Annotated in this window: 14 protein-coding genes and 1 other RNA gene; 6 read left to right on the forward strand and 9 right to left on the reverse strand. The window is 66.2% G+C overall.

The window, feature by feature from the left end; all coding sequences use genetic code 11:
• Positions 1–210: 210 nt before the first annotated feature.
• Positions 211–1,908, reverse strand: coding sequence for an MBL fold metallo-hydrolase (locus N4T19_RS12530; protein WP_182343597.1), 1,698 nt, complete (start codon positions 1,906–1,908; stop codon positions 211–213).
• Between the two features lie 174 nt (positions 1,909–2,082).
• On the opposite strand from N4T19_RS12530, the gene dapF reads away from it, so the two are divergent.
• The 3 genes from dapF (at position 2,083) to N4T19_RS12545 (ending at position 4,644) form a co-directional block, all read left to right on the forward strand.
• Positions 2,083–2,955, forward strand: a complete 873-nt coding sequence (gene dapF, locus N4T19_RS12535) for a diaminopimelate epimerase (RefSeq protein WP_116926513.1) — start codon at positions 2,083–2,085, stop codon at positions 2,953–2,955.
• Between the two features lie 65 nt (positions 2,956–3,020).
• Positions 3,021–3,710 carry a DUF484 family protein gene (locus N4T19_RS12540; RefSeq protein WP_260718210.1) on the forward strand — a complete coding sequence of 230 codons (690 nt, stop codon included), beginning with the start codon at positions 3,021–3,023 and terminating at the stop codon, positions 3,708–3,710.
• Positions 3,711–3,714: 4 nt separating this feature from the next.
• Positions 3,715–4,644 (forward strand): tyrosine recombinase XerC, encoded by a 930-nt coding sequence (locus N4T19_RS12545; RefSeq protein ID WP_182343599.1) that lies wholly within the window; start codon positions 3,715–3,717, stop codon positions 4,642–4,644.
• A 68-nt stretch (positions 4,645–4,712) separates the two neighbouring features.
• Here N4T19_RS12545 and rnpB read toward each other — a convergent pair.
• An RNA gene (rnpB, locus tag N4T19_RS12550) (RNase P RNA component class A) lies at positions 4,713–5,052 on the reverse strand.
• Between the two features lie 91 nt (positions 5,053–5,143).
• On the reverse strand, positions 5,144–5,941 hold the full coding sequence (locus N4T19_RS12555; protein WP_116926564.1) for an AraC family transcriptional regulator: 798 nt from the start codon (positions 5,939–5,941) through the stop codon (positions 5,144–5,146).
• A gap of 128 nt (positions 5,942–6,069) precedes the next feature.
• On the opposite strand from N4T19_RS12555, the gene N4T19_RS12560 reads away from it, so the two are divergent.
• Positions 6,070–6,972, forward strand: coding sequence for a DMT family transporter (locus N4T19_RS12560; RefSeq protein WP_260718211.1), 903 nt, complete (start codon positions 6,070–6,072; stop codon positions 6,970–6,972).
• Positions 6,973–6,976: 4 nt separating this feature from the next.
• On the opposite strand, the gene N4T19_RS12565 is transcribed toward N4T19_RS12560, so the two are convergent.
• Positions 6,977–7,258: a hypothetical protein gene (locus N4T19_RS12565; RefSeq protein ID WP_260718212.1), complete on the reverse strand. Its 282-nt coding sequence runs from the start codon at positions 7,256–7,258 to the stop codon at positions 6,977–6,979.
• A gap of 110 nt (positions 7,259–7,368) precedes the next feature.
• On the opposite strand from N4T19_RS12565, the gene cysK reads away from it, so the two are divergent.
• On the forward strand, positions 7,369–8,286 hold the full coding sequence (cysK, locus tag N4T19_RS12570; RefSeq protein WP_116926517.1) for a cysteine synthase A: 918 nt from the start codon (positions 7,369–7,371) through the stop codon (positions 8,284–8,286).
• 264 nt (positions 8,287–8,550) lie between these two features.
• Positions 8,551–10,050, forward strand: a complete 1,500-nt coding sequence (putP, locus tag N4T19_RS12575) for a sodium/proline symporter PutP (protein WP_260718213.1) — start codon at positions 8,551–8,553, stop codon at positions 10,048–10,050.
• A gap of 65 nt (positions 10,051–10,115) precedes the next feature.
• Here the strand turns inward: putP and N4T19_RS12580 are convergent, their stop codons facing one another.
• From N4T19_RS12580 to uvrA, 5 genes are all read right to left on the reverse strand, one after another.
• The gene (locus N4T19_RS12580; RefSeq protein ID WP_116926518.1) at positions 10,116–11,669 is read right to left on the reverse strand and encodes a tripartite tricarboxylate transporter permease; all 1,554 of its coding nucleotides are present in this window, start codon (positions 11,667–11,669) and stop codon (positions 10,116–10,118) included.
• 3 nt (positions 11,670–11,672) lie between these two features.
• A complete protein-coding gene (locus N4T19_RS12585; RefSeq protein WP_232539447.1) occupies positions 11,673–12,155 on the reverse strand; it encodes a tripartite tricarboxylate transporter TctB family protein in 483 nt (160 codons plus the stop codon).
• A 198-nt stretch (positions 12,156–12,353) separates the two neighbouring features.
• Positions 12,354–13,889, reverse strand: a complete 1,536-nt coding sequence (locus tag N4T19_RS12590; RefSeq protein ID WP_260718214.1) for a sensor histidine kinase — start codon at positions 13,887–13,889, stop codon at positions 12,354–12,356.
• 5 nt (positions 13,890–13,894) lie between these two features.
• Positions 13,895–14,593, reverse strand: coding sequence for a response regulator (locus N4T19_RS12595; protein ID WP_260718215.1), 699 nt, complete (start codon positions 14,591–14,593; stop codon positions 13,895–13,897).
• 272 nt (positions 14,594–14,865) lie between these two features.
• Positions 14,866–20,829 (reverse strand): excinuclease ABC subunit UvrA, encoded by a 5,964-nt coding sequence (uvrA, locus tag N4T19_RS12600; RefSeq protein ID WP_260718216.1) that lies wholly within the window; start codon positions 20,827–20,829, stop codon positions 14,866–14,868.
• Positions 20,830–20,916: the final 87 nt, after the last annotated feature.

The following is a 20,916-nucleotide window of genomic DNA, read 5'->3' on the forward strand; positions in this document are numbered from 1 at the left end:
TAGGGACAGTGGCTTTGTGGGCGCCCGGCAAGGGGTGCCCGACTAGGGCCGCCCGGGCAGGGGCGGTCTGCATTGTTGCAAATCCTCGCAATAGCTGGGCTATTGCTGCGGTGTTGCGCGGCTGGGCGCCCCCCCTAGCATCCCCTCCCACAAAGACACTGTCGCGGCGCGAGGGGTTCTATGCACTTGGGCGCAAAGCCCAAGCCTGCCTCACATCCCGCGAATATGCTCCACATGCGCCAGCAGTGAGCGCTTGGCCACCGGCCACAGCCGCTCGGGCGTGTCGGCATAGGCGATCGCCACCCAGTCTTCCGGCGTGCCATCGGGCGCCTGGGCCATTGCATCGCGCACCTTCTCCTCGCGCGCCATGCGGTGCGCATGCAGCTTGGCAATCACCTGCAGCGGCTGGGCCAGCACATAGCCATGGGCCGGCAGGATAAAGCCGATCTGCCCTTGCTCGCAGGCGCTGGCCAGCTTGGCGAGCGATGCCAGGTAGAGGCGCATATTGCCGTCGGGCGGGTCCACCACCGTCGTGCTGCCGTTCAGGATATGGTCGCCGCTGAACAGCAGGCCGTCTTCTTCCAGCACCAGGCAGACATGGTTAGCCGCATGGCCTGGCGTGTGCAGCACGCGCAGGCTGTGGCTGCGCGCCGGGTCGCTAGGGTGTGCCAGCTGCAGCACCTGGCCGTCCTGCAGCGCCTGGTCCGGCGTGAACTGGCTGCCGGCCCTTGCAGTGCAGGCAGAAGCCAGCCCCCAGATCACCGGTTTGCTGCGCCCTGCCTGGGCCACCAGCGCCTGCAGCGGCGCCGCGCCCGGTGAGTGGTCGGGATGCGAATGGGTGCAGACGATGGCGCGGATATCGCCCCCGGTGGCGGCCAGGATGCGCGCCAGGTGCGGGTCGTCCTGCGGCTGCGGCTTGGGGCCGGGGTCGACCACGATGTAGCCGGTCTCGGCATCACCGACCAGATAGGTGTTGGTGCCCGGGCCGGTCATCGTGCCGCCGTTGTCGGCCGTCAGGCGCTGCACGTTCTTCAACAGCGGCACCGGCTGAGCGCTCTGCCAGCCCAGCGCATGGTGCAGCTGGCCATCGGGGCAGACCAGGGCCAGCTCGCCATAGGCAGTCTCATGCTCCATAAAACGCCGCACCTCGCCATCGACCATCGCGCCACGCGGCATCGACTGCCACAGCCATTGGCCCGGCTGCACCTGCTGCAGCGCCTGCAGCACATCAAGCAGCGCCTGCACCGTGGGGTAGGCGGCCAGGCGCTCCAGGGTGACCCGGGTGGGGAACATCACCGTCATCTGCCCATCGGCTGCGCGCTGCAAGGCCTGCGCGGGGTGCACCCACAGCGCCTCGAACTGTTCGGTGTCGTCGGTGACCGGTTCCTGGCCCTCGGGCATGCGTGCCACGAAGAAGGGCACATCAAAGCGGATCGGTATTTCCTGCGCGGCCGTCCATCGTGCCAGCGGCCACAGCATATCGGCCGCCAAGGTCAGCCCCAGCGCCGCGCACTGGGGCAGCAGCGGCTGGCTGCGGTCCATGCCCGCCACCTCGGCCTGGCTGGCCCAGCGGCCATCGGCGTGGCGGGCCAGCAGCACGCCCATCTCCTCCAGGCTCTCGCGGATCGCGGCCTGGGCATAGGTCAGCTCCTCGGTGGTCTGCGCCGTGCGGCGCGCCAGCAGGTCGTGGTGCAGGGCATCGCTGGCATCGACGGCGCCACCGGGGAACACATAGTGCCCCGCCGCAAAGCGGGCCTGGTCGGAGCGGCGCGACATCAGCACCTCCAGCCGCGTCGCACCCGGCCCGCCTTGGGGGTCTGGCGCATCGCGCAGGAACAAGGCCGTGGCGGCTGCGCGGGCCGGTGCGGGCTCGCGTTGCGCATGGAGAAGCTGGCTGGAACGGGTCATGGGGCCATTATCAACACTTGCATGGCCGGGCTGTGTCACCGGCAGGGCGGGCGGGGCTGGCGCAGGCCCCAGACTGTCCGCATCTGCAACCTCGGCGCACGCCACGGTTGACAGCTTCTTGCGCCCTCTGCCCCGTTGCGCATCGGACCGGGCCCAAAAAGCGATAATAGCCAGATGGACATCCGTTTTACCAAGATGCAAGGCGCCGGCAATGATTTTGTCGTGCTCGACGAGACCGCCGGCCCGCTGGGTCTGCGTGCCGACCAGTACCGCTTTCTGGCCGACCGCCATTTTGGCGTGGGCGCCGACCAGATCCTGACGGTGCGGCCCTCGCCCGCCCCTGGGATCGATTTCGAATACCTGATCCACAACGCCGATGGCGGCGAGGTGGAGCAATGCGGCAATGGCGCGCGCTGTTTTGCCCGTTTTGTGTATGACAAGGGCCTGACCGACAAGCAGGCGATCCGGGTCCAGACCCAAAAAGGCGTGATCGCCCCCGAGTTGATGGCCGATGGCCGCGTCACCGTCAACATGGGCCAGCCACGCCTGGTGCCAGAAGACGTCCCCTTCAACACCAGCGGCCTCACGCCGGTGGCCCAGCACCACACGCAGAAATGGCCGTTGGCGCTGCAGGTGCCGGTCGATCCAACTACCGTGTTCATCGTGCCCGTGTCCATGGGCAACCCGCATGCGGTGATGCTGGTCGACGATGTGGATACCGCGCCGGTCGAATCCCAAGGCCCGGTACTGGAATCCCACCCGCGCTTTCCCGAGCGCGTGAATGTCGGCTTTTTGCAGGTGCAAACGGCGCATCAGGTGCGGCTGCGGGTGTTCGAGCGCGGCACCGGCGAGACCCTGGCCTGCGGCACCGGCGCCTGCGCGGCGGTGGTGGCCGGCATTGAGCTGGGCCTGCTGCAAAGCCCGGTGGATGTGCAGACCCGGGGCGGCCTGCTGACCATTGCCTGGAGCGGCCAGGCCGCCGACCCGGTGATGATGACCGGCCCGGCCACGACGGTGTTCGAAGGTGAGATCAGCATTCCGGACTAGTCTTAGCGCGGCATACTGCGGTGACCGAACGAGGAGACGGCGAACAGCCGATACGAGAGAGACCGATGAGCGCAAACAACCAGGTTCCCCCCATTACCGAAGAAGACATCGCCGAGTTCCTGGTGCAGACACCGGATTTCTTCGAGCGCCAGGCCCAGGTACTGACCGGCGTGCACATGGTCAGCCCCTACGGCAACCGCACCGTCAGCCTGCAGGAGCGCCAGGCCGAGATGCTGCGCGACAAGATCAAGGGCCTGGAGCACCGCATCATGGACATGATGCGCAACGGCAGCCAGAACCACCACACCATCGACCGCATCCACCACTGGACCTGCGATGTGGTCAAGACCCGCAACCCGCTGCAGCTGCCCGAGGTGATTGCCGAGAGCTTGATGCAGCACTTCGAGGTGCCCCAGGTGGCGCTGCGTCTGTGGGATGTGGCCGAGACCTACCTGAACGAGCCCTTTGCCCAGGGCGTGAGCGCCGATGCCCGCAGCTTTGCCAGCTCGCTGTCCACCCCCTACTGCGGCCCCAATGTTGGCGTCGAGCCGGCCGGCTGGCTGCCCGACAGCGCCCAGGTGCAGTCGGTGGTGCTGCTGCCGCTGCGCGATGGCGCCATCCTGGGCGACACGCCTGCCTGGGGCCTGCTGGTACTGGGCTCGCCCGATCCGGCCCGCTTCGAGGCCGACATGGACACCGACCTGCTCGAGCGCATTGGCGAGATTGCCGCCAGCGTGCTCTGCCGCCTGCGCTAGTCCCATGGACACCGCCGCGCTCAGCGCTCCCATGCTCCAGTACCTGGAGCATGTGCGCGTGCAAAAGCGGCTGGCACCACGCACGCACACGCTCTACACGCTGGATTTGCAGCGCCTGTCGGCCATGGCCGCCGAGGCCCATACCGAGGTGCTGCAGCTCGGCCCCCAGCACATCCGCCGCTTTGTCGCGCAGATGCATGCCGCTGGCCGCAGCGGCCGGGGCATTGCGCTGATCCTGAGCGGCTGGCGTGGCTTTTTTACCTGGGCCGGCCGCGAAGGCCTGGTCGAGCGCAACCCGGTGCAGGATGTGCGCGCCCCCAAATCCCCCAAGCCGCTGCCCAAGGCCTTGTCGGTCGACGATGCCGTGCGCTTTGCCGAATCCAGCCAGGCCCAGGGCGACCCCTGGGTGCAGGCGCGCGACAGCGCGATGGTTGAGCTGCTCTACGGCAGTGGCCTGCGTGTGGGCGAGCTGGTGGGCCTGGATACCGCCGCCAGCGTGCAGGCGCTGGGCTGGATCGATAGGGACGCAGCCGAGGCCCATGTGCTGGGCAAGGGCAGCAAGCGCCGCGTGGTGCCGGTGGGCAAGGCCGCGCTGGCCGCGCTGCAGGCTTGGCTGGCCGTGCGCGACCAGGTGGCGCCCTGCGATGCGGCGCTGTTCATCGGCGTGCGCGGCGCCCGCCTGTCGGCCGCCAGCGTCTGGCAGCGCCTGCGCGAGCGCAGCCTGGTTGCCGGCATGACCACCCCCGTGCACCCGCACATGCTGCGCCACTCCTTTGCCAGCCATGTGCTGCAGTCCAGCCAGGATTTGCGCGCCGTGCAGGAGCTGCTGGGCCACGCCAGCATCACCACCACCCAGGTCTATACCCGGCTGGATTTTCAGCACTTGGCCCAGGTCTACGACCAGGCCCATCCGCGCGCCCGTAAAAAGGACTGAGTCCGCCGAGCTCAAAAAGACAAAACGGCCACCGATCTACATCGGAGGCCGTTTTATTCAAGATCAAAGTGTGAAGTCTGCCGATAAGCCGGATTCTGTGCACCTGGGTTGCCCCAGGCGTGACCGCCATTACTCTGGGCCGGGTGTCGCCACCACGGCTCGACGCTACCTACCCGCCAACTCTGCGGAACCACATCAACGCTGGCCTACTTGGTATTGCTGCGCGTAGAGATTGCCCGTTTCACCCCGAGTGGTTTACCTTGCGGTACGCCCCCCGGACTCGTCTCTGTTGCTCTGATCCTCACCTCACGGTGGGCAGCCGTTAGCTGCTACGCTGTCCTGTGCAGTCCGGACGTTCCTCCAGTGCGGCCTTTCGGCACTAGCACCAGCGGCGGTCTGGCAGGCTTCACAGGCGTGATTATTCCACCGAATGGCGCCTGCCCGCGCGAGCCGCACAAAAACTGCAGGCCGCCGCCGGGGTAAATGCAGTGTTGCCGCCCTACTCCGCCACCGCGCTGCTGAACTCACGCCGGAACTGCTCGGGCGGCATGCCCGCTGCGCGCTGGAACATCGCGATAAAGGCCGAGGCCGTGCTGTAGCCCAGGTCAAAGGCAATCTCCTGCACCGTCCGGCCCTGGCCCAGCGCATCCACCGCGCAAAGGTGGCGCAGGCGCTGGCGCCATTCGGCCAGGCCCATGCCCAGCTCCTGGTGGCAGTGGCGCGCCAAGGTGCGCTCGGTCATATGCACCGAGGCCGCCCACTCGGCCATCGTGCGGCGGCTGCCGGGCTCGGCCTTGAGGGCATCGAGCACGCTGACGAGCGCCCGGGTCTGGGCGGCGGGCAAAAAACTGTGCTCCGAGGGCGCCAGCCGCAGCTGGTCCACCATCACTTCGGCCAGGCGCAGGTCCTCGGGCGCCGCGGGCCGGCGTATGTCGCGCTGGGCCAGATCGGCCAGGATGCTGCGCACGATGGCGCTGATGCGCAGGATGCAGGCCTGCTGGGGCAGGCCCGTGCACAGCGCTGGCTGCACATAAAACGAGCGGTAGACGGCAGCCTGCGGCACATAGCAGTTGTGCTCCACCGCCGGCGGTATCCAGATGCCGTACTGCGGCGGCGCCACCAGCTGCCGGCCCTGGGTGACGATGGTCATCGTGCCATGCGAGGTGTAGTTCAGATGGCCCAGCCGGTGGCGGTGCGCATCGGCAAAACTGCCGGCGGCAAACTCGTCGTAGCGCACCAGATAGGGTGCGGTCTCCTGGTCCACGTCGTAGATCTTCAGTGCCTGGCCTGTCGCCATCGTGGCTCCTTGCAGCATCCGGCCAGCGCAACATGTCTGGCTTGGTGCATCAAATGTCTGATTACAGCTATAGGCTTTAAACCTGCCACAGCGATGATAGCAGCCAGACGTTTTTAAGTTCTACTCCCATGCAATACCTGTATCCGCTGCTCGCGGTCCTGATCTGGTCGGGCAACACCGTCGTCAGCAAACAAGCCGCTGGCGCCATCGCCCCCATTGAAATCGGCTTTTTGCGCTGGGTGCTGGCGGTGCTGCTGGTCACCCCCGTGCTGCTGCCGGCGGTCTGGCGCAACCGCGAGGCCATCCGGGGCCATGCCGGCCAGATCCTGGTGCTGGGCGTGCTGGGCATGGTGGTCTACCAAAGCTGCGCCTACTTTGCCGCTGCCTACACCACGGCCACGCACATGGGCATCATCCTGACCCTGTCGCCGCTGGTGGTGCTGGGCATCTGTGTGGGCCTGCTCGGCCAGGTGCTGACGGCCGGCGGCGCCATCGGCTCGGTCCTGGCCTTTGCCGGCGTGGTGCTGGTGATCAGCGAAGGGCATCCCGCATCGCTGCTGGACCAGGGCATCAACCGGGGCGATTTGCTGATGCTGCTGGCCTGCCTGGCCTATGCGGCCTACAACATCCTGCTCAAGCGCTGGGCCATGCCGCGCGTGCCCAGCTGGCAGCTGCTGTACCTGCAGATGGTGGTGGCCATGTTCGCCCAACTGCCGTTCTACCTGGCCTCGCCCAAGGTCGGCCTCAACGCCGACAACTGGTACCTGGTCGCGTATGCCGGCACCATGGCCTCGATTGTGGCCACCTGGATGTGGATGACGGCTGTCGCCAAGCTCGGGCCCAGCCGCTCGATCATGTTCTTCAACCTGACCCCGCTGCTGACCGCGCTGATCGCCTCGGCCTGGGCCAAGGAGCAGCTGCACAGCTACCTGTGGATCGGCGGAGCGATGACCATTTTGGGCGTGCTGCTGGCCGAGCTGTGGAAAACGCCACTGCGCCGCGCCAGGGACGCGGCCAGCAGCGTGGTCTGACCTTTCAGCCCATCGACAAAAGGTCGTAGATGATCCTGGCCATCAGCGCCAGCAGGCCACAGACCGATACCAGCATCAGCCAGGGCGCCCAGACCTTGTCGCGCCAGGAAAAGCCCAGCAGCAGGCTGACGCAGCAGACGCCCAGCAGAACCAGGGTGGTGTTGAAACTCAGCAAACGGCCTCCTTGCACGGCGATGATGTTCAGTGCCCATCTTCGGTCGATGGGCTGCTGGCGGTATTGACGGCCATCAAGGAAAGACCGGTGGGCGGGTGTCTGTAGTCCCATGTCGTTAAGAACATCTTGGACATATTGATATTCCAGCCGGAATGATCAACTGCGTCACAATGGTTCGGCTATTTCCACCCCCTTGTTCATCCTGATCCGCTGGAGGCACCATGAAAGTTGAGAATATTCTGCACACCATTGGCAATACGCCGGTGGTCCATATCAACCGCTTGTTCGGCGCTGGCGCCCAGGTCTGGATCAAGTCCGAGCGCAGCAATCCCGGCGGCTCCATCAAGGACCGCATCGCGCTGGCGATGATCGAAGATGCCGAAAAGACCGGCGCGCTCAAGCCCGGCGGCACCATCATCGAGCCCACCAGCGGCAACACCGGCGTGGGCCTGGCGCTCGTCGCCGCCGTCAAGGGCTACAAGCTCATCCTGGTGATGCCCGAGAGCATGTCCATCGAGCGCCGCCGCCTGATGCTGGCCTATGGCGCCAGCTTTGACCTGACCCCCAAGGAAAAAGGCATGAAGGGCGCGATCGCCCGCGCCGAAGAGCTGGCCGCCCAAACCCCAGGCTCATGGATTCCGCAGCAGTTCGAAAACCCGGCCAACACGGCCGTGCATGAGCGCACCACCGCCCAAGAGCTGCTGGCCGATTTCCCCGATGGCATCGATGTGCTGATCACCGGTGTCGGCACTGGTGGCCATTTGTCGGGCGTGGCCCATGTGCTCAAGGCCAAGTTCCCGCAGCTCAAGGTCTATGCCGTCGAGCCCACCGCATCGCCCGTCATTTCGGGCGGCCAGCCAGCCCCCCACCCGATCCAGGGCATTGGCGCCGGCTTTATTCCGCGCAACCTGGACAGCAGCGTGCTCGACGGCGTGATCCAGGTCGATGCCGAGCCCGCCCGTGAATACGCGCGCCGCGCGGCCCGCGAAGAAGGCCTGCTGGTCGGCATCTCGTCGGGTGCCACGCTGGCCGCCATTGCACAAAAGCTGCCCGATCTGCCCCCGAACGCCAAAGTGCTGGGCTTTGCCTATGACACCGGCGAGCGCTACTTGTCGGTGGAAGGCTTTCTGCCGGCCTGATCACCGCCCACGGCGCTCCGCCCACTGCTGCCCCTGGCCTCCTGGTCAGGGGCTTTTTTATTACCTATCGTCACATCAAAATAGATAAGGCTGGTTAATTTCGGGGAGCAGCCGTGCCATATTGCAGGCCGGGCGCGTTTTTCACCCCGGGTCTTTGCCGGCTCTCTTCTGCCGCCATTCCGATGGGTTCATACCCGGCCCCTGGCCAAGGCTACGCACCCGCTCTTCCACCCCGAAATACCACAACACCAAGGAGGCTCAGTGATGCAATTTTCCTGGAACGATCCCACGGCGATCATGTTCGCCATCTACCTGGTGGCCATGCTCGCCATCGGCTGGCTCGGCTACCTAGGCACGAAGAACCTGTCCGACTACATCCTGGGCGGCCGCAGTCTGGGCAGTTTTGTGACTGCACTCTCGGCCGGGGCCTCGGACATGAGCGGCTGGCTGCTGATGGGCCTGCCCGGGGCCGTCTACGCCACCGGTCTGTCCGAATCCTGGATTGCGATCGGGCTGGTCTTCGGCGCCTACCTCAACTGGTTCTTCGTAGCTGGCCGCCTGCGCCTCTACACCGAGCGTGCCGGCAATGCGCTGACCTTGCCCGACTACCTAGCCAACCGCTTTGAGGACCGCAGCAATGTGCTGCGCATCGTCACCGCGCTGGTCATCCTGGTGTTCTTCACGCTGTACTGCGCATCGGGCGTCGTTGCAGGCGCGCGCCTGTTCGAGAACATGTTCGGCATGCCCTACACCACCGCGCTGTGGGTGGGCGCAGCTTGCACCATCGCCTATGTGCTGATTGGCGGCTTTCTGGCCGTGAGCTGGACCGACACCATCCAGGCCTCGCTGATGATCACCGCGCTGCTGCTGGCACCGGTGATTGCCTGGCTGGCCGTGCAGGGCCAACTGCAGCCCGGCCAGGACCTGCATACCATCGTCGCGGCAGAAAAGTTCGATCTGCTGCGCGGCGCCAGCGTTGCGGGCATCGCCTCGCTGCTGGCCTGGGGCCTGGGCTACTTTGGCCAGCCGCATATCCTGGTGCGCTTCATGGCCGCCTCATCGGTGCAGACCATTCCGGTCGCACGCCGCATCAGCATGGCCTGGATGGTGCTGTGCCTGGGCGGTGCCGTGGCGGTGGGCTTTATCGGCATTCCGTATTTCGCCGCCCACCCGGAAGGCGCTGCCGCGGTGAACGCCAATGCCGAGACCGTATTCATGGAGATCACCAAGCAGCTGTTCAACCCCTGGATTGCCGGCGCCTTGCTGGCCGCCATCCTGGCTGCGGTGATGAGCACCTTGTCCTGCCAGCTGCTGGTCTGCTCCAGCGCGCTGACCGAAGACATCTACCGCGTCTTTGTGCGCAAGCAGGCGAGCCAGACCGAGCTGGTCTGGGTGGGCCGCGCGATGGTGCTGCTGGTAGCGCTGATTGCCATTGCCATTGCGAGCAACCCCGAGGCCAAGGTGCTGGGCATGGTGAGCTACGCCTGGGCGGGTTTTGGTGCAGCCTTTGGCCCGGTCATCATCCTGTCCTTGTTCTGGAGCCGCATGACGCGTGGCGGCGCACTGGCCGGCATCATCGTCGGGGCCGTCACCGTGCTGGTCTGGAAGCAGTTTGGCTGGCTGGGCCTGTACGAGATCATCCCCGGTTTTGCCTTCGCCTGGATCGCCGCTGTAGTCGTGAGCCGCATGGGCCCGCCGCCTTCGACCACCATGCAGCAGGCCCATGCCGATGTAGAGCGCGAGTTCTCCCAACTGCAGCGCTGATCGCCTCGTAGTACCCCAAAGCAAAGGCCGCTCCGAGGAGCGGCTTTTGCTTGGGGCAGCGAGCCTTACTTGGCCACCACCACGCCAGCGTCCGAGGTCTCCTGCGCGATGGCCTGGGCCACCTTACTCACGCCCGAGCGCTTGCGCCAGGCCGACCAGGTCACGGCAGCGAGCAGGAACAGGCTGATGCAGACAAAGGTCGCGCTGATGGGGCGCTGCATGAAGACCATCATGTCGCCACGGGACAGCAGAAGCGCACGGCGGAAGTTCTCCTCCATCATCGGCCCCAGCACAAAGCCCAGCATGATGGGGGCGACAGAGAAGTCCAGCACCATCAAGACGGCGCCGATGATGCCGAAGGCCAGCACCTCCCAGATATGGAACAGGCTGTTTTGCGTGGTGAACACACCCACTGCAATGAAGAACATCGCCGAAGGGAACAGGTACTTGTACGGCACGGCCAGCATCTTGACCCAGACGCCGATCAGCGGCACGTTCAGAATCATCAAGATCACATTACCGATCCAGAAGCTGGCGATCAGGCCCCAGAAAATGTCCGGATGCTCGGTGATCAGCTGAGGACCGGGCTGAATGCCCTGGATCAGCAGCGCGCCCAGCAGCAGCGCCATCACCGCATCACCGGGAATGCCCAGGCTCATGGTCGGGATGAAGTCCACCTGGGTCTTCGAGTGCGCGGAGGCCTCGGGGGCTGCCACGCCAGCGATCATGCCGGTACCAAAACGGCTCGGGTCCTTGGCCACCTTTTGCTCCAGCGCATAGGCGATGAAGGTGGTGATGGTCGGGCCCGTGCCGGGCATGGCGCCAAACAAGGTGCCCACCGCGGTGCCGCGCACCATCGGCCAGAAGGCTTCCTTGAGCTCGGCCATCGAAGGGCGCATGTCACGGATGCGCATCTTGGTGTTGCTGGTGATCGCCTTCATCTTGTTGACGTTGAGCAGGAAGTCGGCAATACCGAACAAGCCCATCGCCACCGCCACCATCTCCAGGCCATCGCTCAGGTCCGGGATGTCGAACGCAAAGCGGAAGGTGCCGCTGTTCACGTCGGTGCCAACGATGCCGCAGAGCAGGCCGAACAAGGTCATCGCCACGCCCTTGAGCGGCGAGCCGCGCGACATGGTCGAGCCCGCCAGCAGGCCCAGCAGCATGATGGAGAACAGCTCGGCCGGGCCAAACTTGAACGCGATCGTGGTCAGCAGTGGCGAGGCGAAGATCATCACGATGATGCCGACCGAGGCCGCAAAGAACGAGCAGATCATCGTGATCCCCAGCGCCGTTCCGCCCTTGCCCTTCTTGGTCATCGGGTAGCCGTCCAGGCAGGTCACTGCATGGGGCGGGTGCGATGGCAGGTTCAGCAAGATTGCGCCGATGGCGCCGCCGTACTGGGAGCCGTAGAAGATACCGGCCAGCATCAGGATGGCAGGCACCGGATGCATGGTGTAGGTCAGTGGCAGCAGAATGGAGATCGCCGACAGCGCGCCCATGCCCGGCAATACGCCGATCAGGTTGCCCACCAGCACGCCGAAAAACGACCACATCAGGTTATGGCCCTGGAAGGCGATGCCAAAGCCGTACCAGAGGTCTTGCAATGCTTGTCCCATGGCTTACATCCCCCACCTGACCAGCGGCATCTGCACCTGCAGCGCCCACCAGAAAATCACCACGGCGACGATCATCATCGACATGGCCAGCACGAAGCAGGCCATCACGCTGTTGCTGCGGTCACCCAAAGCGCAGATAAACACGATGGCAAAGGTCGCGGGCAGCAGGCCCAGGTATTCGCCACAGAAGTAGAAGGCAATGGTGCCCAGGATGATGCAAGCAGCGCCCCGGAAATCGGGAATCTCATGCTTGTGCCCGACCAGCGCCGCCTCGTCGCCGGTGCCTGTTTTCTTGGCGTTCAGCGCGATCAGCACGCCCGTGAGCGCCAGCAAAATGCCGACCGCAAACGGGAAGTAGCCCGGACCCATGTGGGCCAGCGAGCCAATGTTGTAGCTTTGCGCCGCATAGGCCGCGCTGCCACCGAGCAGGATCATCAGCGCGCCGCCGTAGTAATCCTTGTTGTAGTTCTTGCCGCCGGCGCTCATGGCCGCTCCTTGGCGGGCGCCCGGCGCCCCTGCACACCCGCAAGGGTGGACCTGTGTTGACCCATGTTCGTCTCCTTTTCTTACAACTTGCGCGGAAAGTCTAGAAAACGAAGCTGCCAAACACCTGCCAAATGTCAGAGGGGGCCGCAAAATACGTAAATCTACTTAGCGAAAACAGTCCCGCAAAGGACAGCGCGCTCAGGCTCGGTCGTGGGCCACAGGCAGGCGCACCAGGGCGGTCAGCCCCCGGCCGGCAACGCCATCACGGGCCTCGCCATCGTCCAGCAGCAGTTCACCGTAGAAGCGCTGCACATAGGCCCGGGCAATGGCCAGGCCCAGGCCCGATCCGCCCGGCGCCTGCGCAGCATCAGGCTGCAAGCGGCTAAAGCGCGCAAAGGCGCGCTCGCGGTCCTCGGGTGCAATGCTGGGGCCATTGTCCTGCACGCGGATCTGCACCCAGGCCCCGTCACGCTGCACCGAGACATTGATGCGGCCCTGGGCCGGCGTGTAGGCAATCGCGTTGTGCACCAGGTTGGCCAGCAGCTCATAGACGGCGGTGGCGGGGGCCTGCACCGCTGCGGCCATCGCGGCGCCCGGGTCGGCCTCGCCCTCGGCATCCCCCTCAAAATCCTGGCCGCGCACATCGATCCAGCCCAGGTCCTGCTGCTTGTCCAGCGCCAGCGGCAGATAGGCCAGCACCACCTCGCGCGCCACCGCATTGGCGTCGCAGACCTCGCCCTCCCGGGCCTGCTGCACGGCAGGCTGGCTGGCATGGGCCAGGGCCAGCAGCTGCTCGGACACGCGACGGCCGCGCTGCAGTTGCTGGAGCATGCTGCGCAAGCTCGCCCGCACGGCCTCGGGATCGGTCTCGCGCAGCGCATAGGCGGCCTGCGTGCTCAGAATGGCCAGCGGCGTGCGCAGCTGGTGCGAGGCATCGGCCAGAAACTGGCGCTGCTGGGCCAGCGCATCGCGCTGCTGCGCCAGGTGCAGGTTCATCGCATCAACCAGCGGCCGCACCTCACCGGGCACGGCCTCGGTGGCCAGCGGCTGCAGGTCATCGCTGCGGCGCTGCTGCACGGCGCGGCGCAAGGCCTGGAGCGGGCGCAGGCCCCAGGCCACGCCCAGCCACACCACCAGAACCAGCACCAGCAAGGTGCGCCCATCGCGCAGCAGGCTGTCCCACATCAGGCTGCGCACCGTGCGCTCAATGCCGGCGCTGGTCTGCGCGGTCTGGATCAGCACGCGCCACTCCTGGCCCGACTGGTCATGCAGCACCCGCAGCAGCGCCAGCACCCGCACCGGCTGGTGGTCCACTTCAGCGGCGTACGACACCCGCGTGTCATCGTCTGCCGCGCGGAATGGGCGGCTGGGGTCGGCCGGGTCATGCGCGGGTTCAGGGAACTGGGCGGCGCCCAGCAACAGGCGCTGCTGGGCTCCGTCGGGGGTTTGCATCTGCACCCGCAAAAACTTGCGCCGGCTGCTGAGCACCTCGAACATCGAGATGATGTGCAGGGGCTCGTCCAGGCTCAGCTGGCCGTCACTGTCCCAACGCAGGTTGTCCGACAGCGCCTGGGCCGGCTCCAACAGACTCTGGTCATAGGCGCGCTCGAGCTCGCGTGCCAGGCTGACGCTGTCGCGCCAGCTGTCGAGCACCAGCAGGGCCATCAGCACGGGCACCAGCACCCACAGCAGGCGCAAACGCAGGCCCGGGGAAGAACGCAGGCGCCAGCCCATGGTGGTCAGGAGGAAAGTGGATTGCCCGGGCCCTTGGGCACCAGGGTTTCGAGCATGTAGCCCAAGCCCCGCACGGTCACGATATGCACATCGCCGCCCGCGAGCTTGCGCCGCACCCGGTGCAGCACCTGCTCGATGGCATCGGGGCTGACGCTGCTGTCCTGCGGGAAGACCTTGGCCGTCAGCTTGGACTTGCCCACCGGCGCGCCGGTGCGCGCCATCAGCGCTTCGAGCGCTGCATGCTCACGCGGCGTCAGCGCCAGCATCTGCTCGGCCAGCCAGAAGGTGCGGTGGTTGCTGTCGTAGCGCAGCGAGCCGCATTGCTGCATGGCCTGCACCCGGCCCTGGCTGCGCCGGTGCAGCGCCGCCAGGCGCGCCTCCAGCTCGGCCACATCGAAAGGCTTGGTCAGGTAGTCATCGGCTCCCCGGTGCAGGCCTTCGACGCGGTCCTGCACCGCCCCTTGCGCGGTCAGCACCAGCACCGGCTCACGCCGGCCCTGGCCGCGCATGGCCGAGAGCCAGTCAAAGCCATGCTGGTCGGGCAGTTGCAAATCGAGCACCACCACATCAAAGGGGCCGTCGGGCAGCAGGCGCGTGGCCATCGCCGCATGCGCGGCATGCACCGCCTCGATGTTCGATTGCTTGAGGGCGCGCACCAGCCAGGCGGCCATCTCCAGCTCGTCTTCAATCAGCAATATGCGCATGCTTGCTCGCCAGAATTCAGGGGCTCAGAAAACCGCGATCATACGCCGCTGGGCAGCGGTATCCAGCGCCCCTTGATCTCTACTCCTGGATAGGCGATGGAATGCCGGGCGTGGGCACTGGTGGTGGTTGTACCGGGGCGGGGTCTTTGACAGGCGGGGCTTCCGGGTGCCGGGGGTCAATATGCATCAAGGGCTCCTTGCAGGTGATGTTGCGATTGTGCCCAGGCCCGGCAGGGCGCGCTGTCAGCAAACGCCCTGCCGCCACGCCGCAGTCAGCGCGCCAGCACCGGCGCCAGCGCCTTGCCGGTATGCGTGCCCGCGTGGACCAGGTCCTCGGGCGTACCAGTAGCAACAATGCGGCCACCGGCATTGCCGCCCTCGGGCCCCAGGTCGATCACCCAGTCGGCCTCGGCAATCACATCCAGGTCATGCTCGATGACCACCACACTGTGGCCGGCATCGACCAGGCGGTGCAGCACATGGATCAGCTTGTCAACATCGGCCATGTGCAGGCCCACGGTGGGCTCATCGAGCACATACAAGGTGTGGGGCGCCTTGTTGCCCCGGCGCGTGATGTCATCGCGCACCTTGGTCAGCTCGGTCACCAGCTTGATGCGCTGCGCCTCGCCACCCGACAAGGTGGGCGACGGCTGACCCAGGGTCAGATAACCCAGGCCCACATCCTGCAGCAGCTGCAGCGGATGGGCGATGCTGGGCATGCTGGCAAAGAACAGCACCGCCTCGTCGACCTCCATCTGCAGCACTTCGCCAATGCTCTTGCCGCGCCAGGTGACCGCCAGCGTTTCGGGGCTGAAGCGGGCGCCATGGCAGACCTCGCAAGGCACCTTCACATCGGGCAGAAAGCTCATCTCGATGGTGCGCATGCCCTGGCCCTCGCAGGCCGGGCAGCGGCCTTCGCCGGTGTTGAAGGAGAAACGCCCGGCCGCATAGCCGCGCGCCTTGGCCTCCAGCGTCTCAGCAAACAGCTTGCGGATCGTGTCCCAAAAACCGATATAGGTCGCAGGGCAGGAGCGCGGCGTCTTGCCAATCGGCGTCTGGTCCACTTCCAGCACCCGGTCGATGCGCTCAAAGCCCTGCAGGCCCTTGCAGCCCAAGAGCGCCGGCGCCTTGCCGGCATCCATGTCATCGCGCCCCGCCTTGGTGGCGCGCTGGCCGACCCAGGCGGCCACATTGGTGAGAAGCACATCGCGCGCCAGCGTGGATTTGCCCGAGCCCGACACCCCCGTCACGGCCACCAGGCGCTTGAGCGGTACGCGCACATCCACGTTCTGCAGGTTGTGCAGGTGGGCGCCCAGCACGGACAGCCAGTGCAGCGGCGCCATCGCATCGGCGCGGGCCGGCGCGGCCAGCGCGGCATTGGCCTGGGCGCTGTCGGCGGCCAGCGCGGCAGCGGCGTCGGCGGCGATCTGCTTCTTGGTGCGCTTTTTGGCGACGGGCGCTGCGTCGTCTGCGGGCGATGACAACACCGCATCGGCCACGCCATGCACCAGGCGGCGCGGCTGGAAGGGGTGGCGCATCGCATGCAGCAGGTAGCGGCCGGTCTGCGAGTCGGCCGCATCCATCACATCCTGCGTCGTGCCTTGGGCCACCAGGCGGCCGCCGCGCTTGCCGGCGCTAGGGCCGATGTCGATCACATGGTCGGCGCGGCGGATCGTGTCCTCGTCATGCTCCACCACCACCAGCGTATTGCCCTTGGCGCCCAGCTTGTGCAGCGCGTTGAGCAGGATATGGTTGTCGCGCGCATGCAGGCCAATCGTGGGCTCGTCGAGCACATAGCAGACGCCTTGCAGATTGCTGCCCAGCTGCGCGGCCAGGCGAATGCGCTGCGCCTCGCCGCCCGACAAGGTGGGCGCGCCCCGGTCCAGCGTCAGATAGCCCAGGCCCACCTCTTCCAGAAAGGCCAGGCGGCTGTGGATCTCGGGCACCAGGTCGCGGGCGATATCGCTTTCGCGGCCCGACAGCACCAGGCCCTCGATCCAGAGCCGCACATCGGTGACCGACAGGCGGGCGATCGACGAGATCGACTGGCCGTGGAACAGCACCGCACGGGCGGTGGCATTGAGGCGCGTGCCCTGGCAGGTCGGGCAGGTGGTTTCGCCCACATCCTCGGCCTCGGGCTCTTCAAAGCTCTGCTCGCGGCCCCGGTTGTCCTGGCTCATCACCGAATCGTCATAGACCTTGCGCTGGTCCTTAGTCAGCTTGACGCCGGTGCCCACGCAGTCGGGGCACCAGCCATGCTTGCTGTTGTAGGAGAACAAACGCGGGTCCAGCTCGGCATAGCTGGTGGCGCAGACCGGGCAGGCGCGCTTGGTGGAGAACACCTGCAGCTGGCCAATGGCGGATGTGTCGCTGCCCGTCTGCATCGCCGCTTCCAGGGTGCCGATGGCCGAGAGCACATGCAGCACGCCCTTGCCCAGCTCCAGCGCCGTGGCGAGCTTGTCGCGCAGCAGGGCCTCGTTCTCGGGCCTGATCTCGATGCTGGCCACCGGCAGCTCGACCGTGTGCTCCTTGAAGCGGTCCAGGCGCGGAAAGCCGGTGGTCGGCAGGAACTGGCCATCGACGCGCAGATGGGTGTAGCCACGCGGCCGCGCCCAGTCCGCCAGCTCGGTGTAGACGCCCTTGCGCGCGACCACCAGCGGGGCCATCAGGCCAATGAGCTGGCCGCGGTACTGCGTCATCAGCTGCGCGGCAATGCTCTCGGGGGTTTGCGGCTGGACCGCTGCGCCATCCTTGGTGCAATGCTGCACGCCCAGCTTCACGTAGAGCAGGCGCAGAAAATGCCAGACCTCGGTCGTGGTGCCCACCGTGGATTTGCGCCCGCCGCGCGAGAGGCGCTGCTCGATCGCCACCGTCGGCGGGATGCCGTAGACCGCATCGACCTCGGGGCGGCCCGCCGGTTGCACGATGGAACGCGCATAGGCGTTGAGCGATTCGAGGTAGCGGCGCTGGCCTTCGTTGAACAGGATGTCAAACGCCAGGGTCGATTTTCCCGAGCCCGACACGCCGGTGACGACGTTGAACTTGCCACGCGGAATGTCCACGCTCAGGTTCTTCAGGTTGTGCTCCTTGGCATTGATGATCTGGATGCTGTTGCCCGGCCCGGGCAGCGCCGCAGCTTGCGCTGCAGGCGCCAGCGCATAGGCCGGCCGCTGCTCGCGCACTTCGTGGGGCTGGCCATCGCCGCGCTCACCCAGCATGGCCAGCTCGTAGTCGCGCAGCGCCTGCGCGGTGTAGGAGCGGCCGGACTTGCGCACCTCCTCGGGCGTGCCCTCTTCCACCACCTTGCCGCCGTCTTCGCCAGCATCGGGGCCCAGGTCGATCAGCCAGTCGCTGGCACGGATCACATCGAGGTTGTGCTCGATGACGATCAGCGAATGGCCGGCTTCGAGCAGCTTGCGCAGTGCGCGCATCAGCTTGGCAATGTCTTCAAAATGCAGGCCGGTGGTGGGCTCGTCAAACAGGAACAAGGTGCCCTTACGCGCCAGCGTTTGCTTGGATTTGGAGGCGCTCTTGGCGGCCTCGGCCAGAAAGCCGGCGAGCTTGAGGCGCTGGGCCTCGCCACCCGACAAGGTCGGCACCGGCTGGCCCAGCTTCACATATTCCAGTCCCACATCGACGATGGGCTGCAGCGCGCGGATCACCTCGCGGTCCTTGGCGAACAGCGCGGCCGCCTCGCTGACAGTCAGTTCCAGCACATCGGCCACGTTCATCAAGCGGCCATCGCGCTCGATGCGTACCTCCAGAATCTCGGCGCGGTAGCGCTTGCCGTCGCAATCGGGGCAGCGCAGGTAGACGTCGGAGAGGAACTGCATCTCCACATGCTCAAAGCCCGAGCCGCCACAGGTCGGGCAGCGGCCATCACCGCTGTTGAAGCTGAACTTGCCGGCGGTATAGCCGCGCTGCAAGGACAGCGGCGCGGTCGCAAACAGCTCGCGCACCGCATCCCAGGCGCCCACATAGCTGACCGGGTTGGAGCGCGCGGTCTTGCCAATCGGTGACTGGTCAACAAAGACGATATCGGACAGGTGGTCAGCGCCCAGCAGGCGCTGGTGCGCGCCAGCCAGCTCGGTGGGCTTGCCAAAATGGCGCATCAAGGCAGGGGCCAGCACGTCCTGAATCAGTGTGGACTTGCCCGAACCCGACACGCCGGTGACCACCACCAGGCGCTGGAGCGGAAAATCCACCGACACGTTCTGCAGGTTGTGCTCGGTCGCGCCTTCCAGAATCAGGCGCGGCGTGCTCTCGGTCACCATGCGCTTGGCGCCCATGCCCACCTGCTTGCGGCCGCCCAGGTAGGCACCAGTCAGCGTGTCGGCATGGCGCAGCTCGGCCGGGGTGCCGTCAAACACGATCTGGCCGCCCTTCTCGCCCGGGCCTGGGCCCATGTCGATCATGCGGTCGGCGGCAAACATCACCGCCGGGTCGTGTTCCACCACCACCAGGGTGTTGCCGGCATCACGCAGCCGCTTCATCGCGACGGTGATGCGCTCCATATCGCGCGGGTGCAGGCCGATCGAGGGCTCGTCCAGCACGAACAAGGTGTTGACCAGCGAGGTGCCCAGGGCCGTGGTCAGGTTGATGCGCTGCACCTCGCCGCCACTCAGCGTGCGGCTCTGGCGGTCCAGGGTCAGGTAGCCAATGCCGACATCGCAGAGGTAGAGCAGGCGGTTGCTGATTTCCTCATGCAGCAGGCGCAGCGCCTGCGCGTCGCCATCGTTGCTGCGGCGGATATCCATGCTGGCAAAGAACTGGCGCAGCCGCACGATGGGCAGCAGCATCAGGTCGTGCAGGCTCAGGCCGGGCAAGGCCTCCAGCTGCTCGCGGCTCCAGGCCACACCGCGCGGCATGAAGCGCTGGGCCGGCGGCAAGGCTGCATCGGCATCGGCCTTCGATCCCACGCGCCACAGCAGGCTCTCGGTCTTGAGGCGTGCACCGCCACAGACCGGGCACGGCGTGTAGCTGCGGTACTTGGACAGCAAGACGCGGATATGCATCTTGTAGGACTTGGTTTCCAGGTACTCGAAATAGCGGCGGATGCCGTACCACTGGCGGCTCCAGTTACCGTCCTTGTAGCCCTCTTCGCCATGGATGACCCAGTCCTTCTGCGCCTCGGTCAGCTTGGCCCAGGCGGTGTCGCGGGGAATGCCCTGCGCCTCGGCATGGCGCATCAGATCGTCCTGGATCTCCTTCCAGGCCGGCGTCTGGATCGGCTTGATCACGCCGGTGCGCAAGGTCAGCTTTTCGTTGGGAATCACCAGGCCCCAGTCCACGCCAATGACCCGGCCAAAACCCCGGCAGGCATCGCAGGCGCCCACGGCCGAGTTGAACGAGAACATCGACGGCGTCGGCTCGCGGTAGCGCAGGCCGCTTTCCGGGCAGTGCAGGCCAGCGGAGAACTTCCACAGCGCGGGCTCGGCGGTGTTGCCGTCGGCATCGGCCTCGGCGACGGCATACACCGTCATCTGGCCGCTGCCGCGCTTCAGGGCCACCTCGATGGCCTCGATCACGCGCGCCTTCTCGGCCTTGCTGAGGCGAAAGCGATCCGCCACCACATCGAGCAGCTTGACCCGCTGGGGCGCCTCGGCCGCGGCCTGCTTGCCGGCCTTGGGCTTTTTCTTGCTGCTGTCCACGGCCGCTGCCTGCCGCACCACATCGACCTCGCGCTCGGCCTGCACCTTGGTAAAGCCGCTGGCCGACAGCCACTGCTCGACCTGCTCAGCGCTGGTGTTGGCCGGCAGCTCGACCGGAAAGGTGATCACGATGCGCGGGTCATCGGCCTGGCTGCGCTGCAGCAACTGCTCGTAAATGCTCTCGGGCGTGTCATGCTGCACCGGCAAGGCGGTCTGCTGGTCAAACAGATGGCCGGCGCGTGCCACCAGCAGCTTCAGGTGGTCGTTGAGCTCGGTCATCGTGCCCACCGTGGAGCGCGAGCTGCGCACCGGGTTGGTCTGGTCAATCGCAATGGCGGGCGGCACGCCTTCGACCTTGTCCACGGCCGGCTTGTCCATGCGGTCCAGAAACTGGCGCGCATAGGCGCTGAAAGTTTCAACATAGCGGCGCTGACCCTCGGCATACAAGGTGTCGAACACCAGGCTGGACTTGCCCGAGCCGCTGGGCCCGGTCACCACGGTCAACTCCCCCGTGCGGATATCCAGATCCAGATTCTTGAGGTTGTGCTGACGCGCACCACGGATGCGAATGATTTCCTGAGACATACCGATGAGCTATCCAGTAATTCGTTGGCGCAGTCCAGCCGCCGGATAAGCAAGCCCCCATGCGCAGTGCCATGGATGCCCAAACTC

It is taken from the genome of Comamonas squillarum (assembly GCF_025309455.1).
GTDB classification, from domain to species: Bacteria; Pseudomonadota; Gammaproteobacteria; order Burkholderiales; family Burkholderiaceae_C; genus Comamonas; species Comamonas squillarum.

Excerpts from the sequence above, each read along its gene's own strand:
- N4T19_RS12530 (WP_182343597.1), bottom strand. The coding sequence starts at position 1,908 with ATGACCCGTTCCAGCCAGCTTCTCCATGCGCAACGCGAGCCCGCACCG.
- dapF (WP_116926513.1), top strand. The coding sequence starts at position 2,083 with ATGGACATCCGTTTTACCAAGATGCAAGGCGCCGGCAATGATTTTGTC.
- N4T19_RS12540 (WP_260718210.1), top strand. The coding sequence starts at position 3,021 with ATGAGCGCAAACAACCAGGTTCCCCCCATTACCGAAGAAGACATCGCC.
- N4T19_RS12545 (WP_182343599.1), top strand. The coding sequence starts at position 3,715 with ATGGACACCGCCGCGCTCAGCGCTCCCATGCTCCAGTACCTGGAGCAT.
- N4T19_RS12555 (WP_116926564.1), bottom strand. The coding sequence starts at position 5,941 with ATGGCGACAGGCCAGGCACTGAAGATCTACGACGTGGACCAGGAGACC.
- N4T19_RS12560 (WP_260718211.1), top strand. The coding sequence starts at position 6,070 with ATGCAATACCTGTATCCGCTGCTCGCGGTCCTGATCTGGTCGGGCAAC.
- N4T19_RS12565 (WP_260718212.1), bottom strand. The coding sequence starts at position 7,258 with ATGGGACTACAGACACCCGCCCACCGGTCTTTCCTTGATGGCCGTCAA.
- cysK (WP_116926517.1), top strand. The coding sequence starts at position 7,369 with ATGAAAGTTGAGAATATTCTGCACACCATTGGCAATACGCCGGTGGTC.
- putP (WP_260718213.1), top strand. The coding sequence starts at position 8,551 with ATGCAATTTTCCTGGAACGATCCCACGGCGATCATGTTCGCCATCTAC.
- N4T19_RS12580 (WP_116926518.1), bottom strand. The coding sequence starts at position 11,669 with ATGGGACAAGCATTGCAAGACCTCTGGTACGGCTTTGGCATCGCCTTC.
- N4T19_RS12585 (WP_232539447.1), bottom strand. The coding sequence starts at position 12,155 with ATGAGCGCCGGCGGCAAGAACTACAACAAGGATTACTACGGCGGCGCG.
- N4T19_RS12590 (WP_260718214.1), bottom strand. The coding sequence starts at position 13,889 with ATGGGCTGGCGCCTGCGTTCTTCCCCGGGCCTGCGTTTGCGCCTGCTG.
- N4T19_RS12595 (WP_260718215.1), bottom strand. The coding sequence starts at position 14,593 with ATGCGCATATTGCTGATTGAAGACGAGCTGGAGATGGCCGCCTGGCTG.
- uvrA (WP_260718216.1), bottom strand. The coding sequence starts at position 20,829 with ATGTCTCAGGAAATCATTCGCATCCGTGGTGCGCGTCAGCACAACCTC.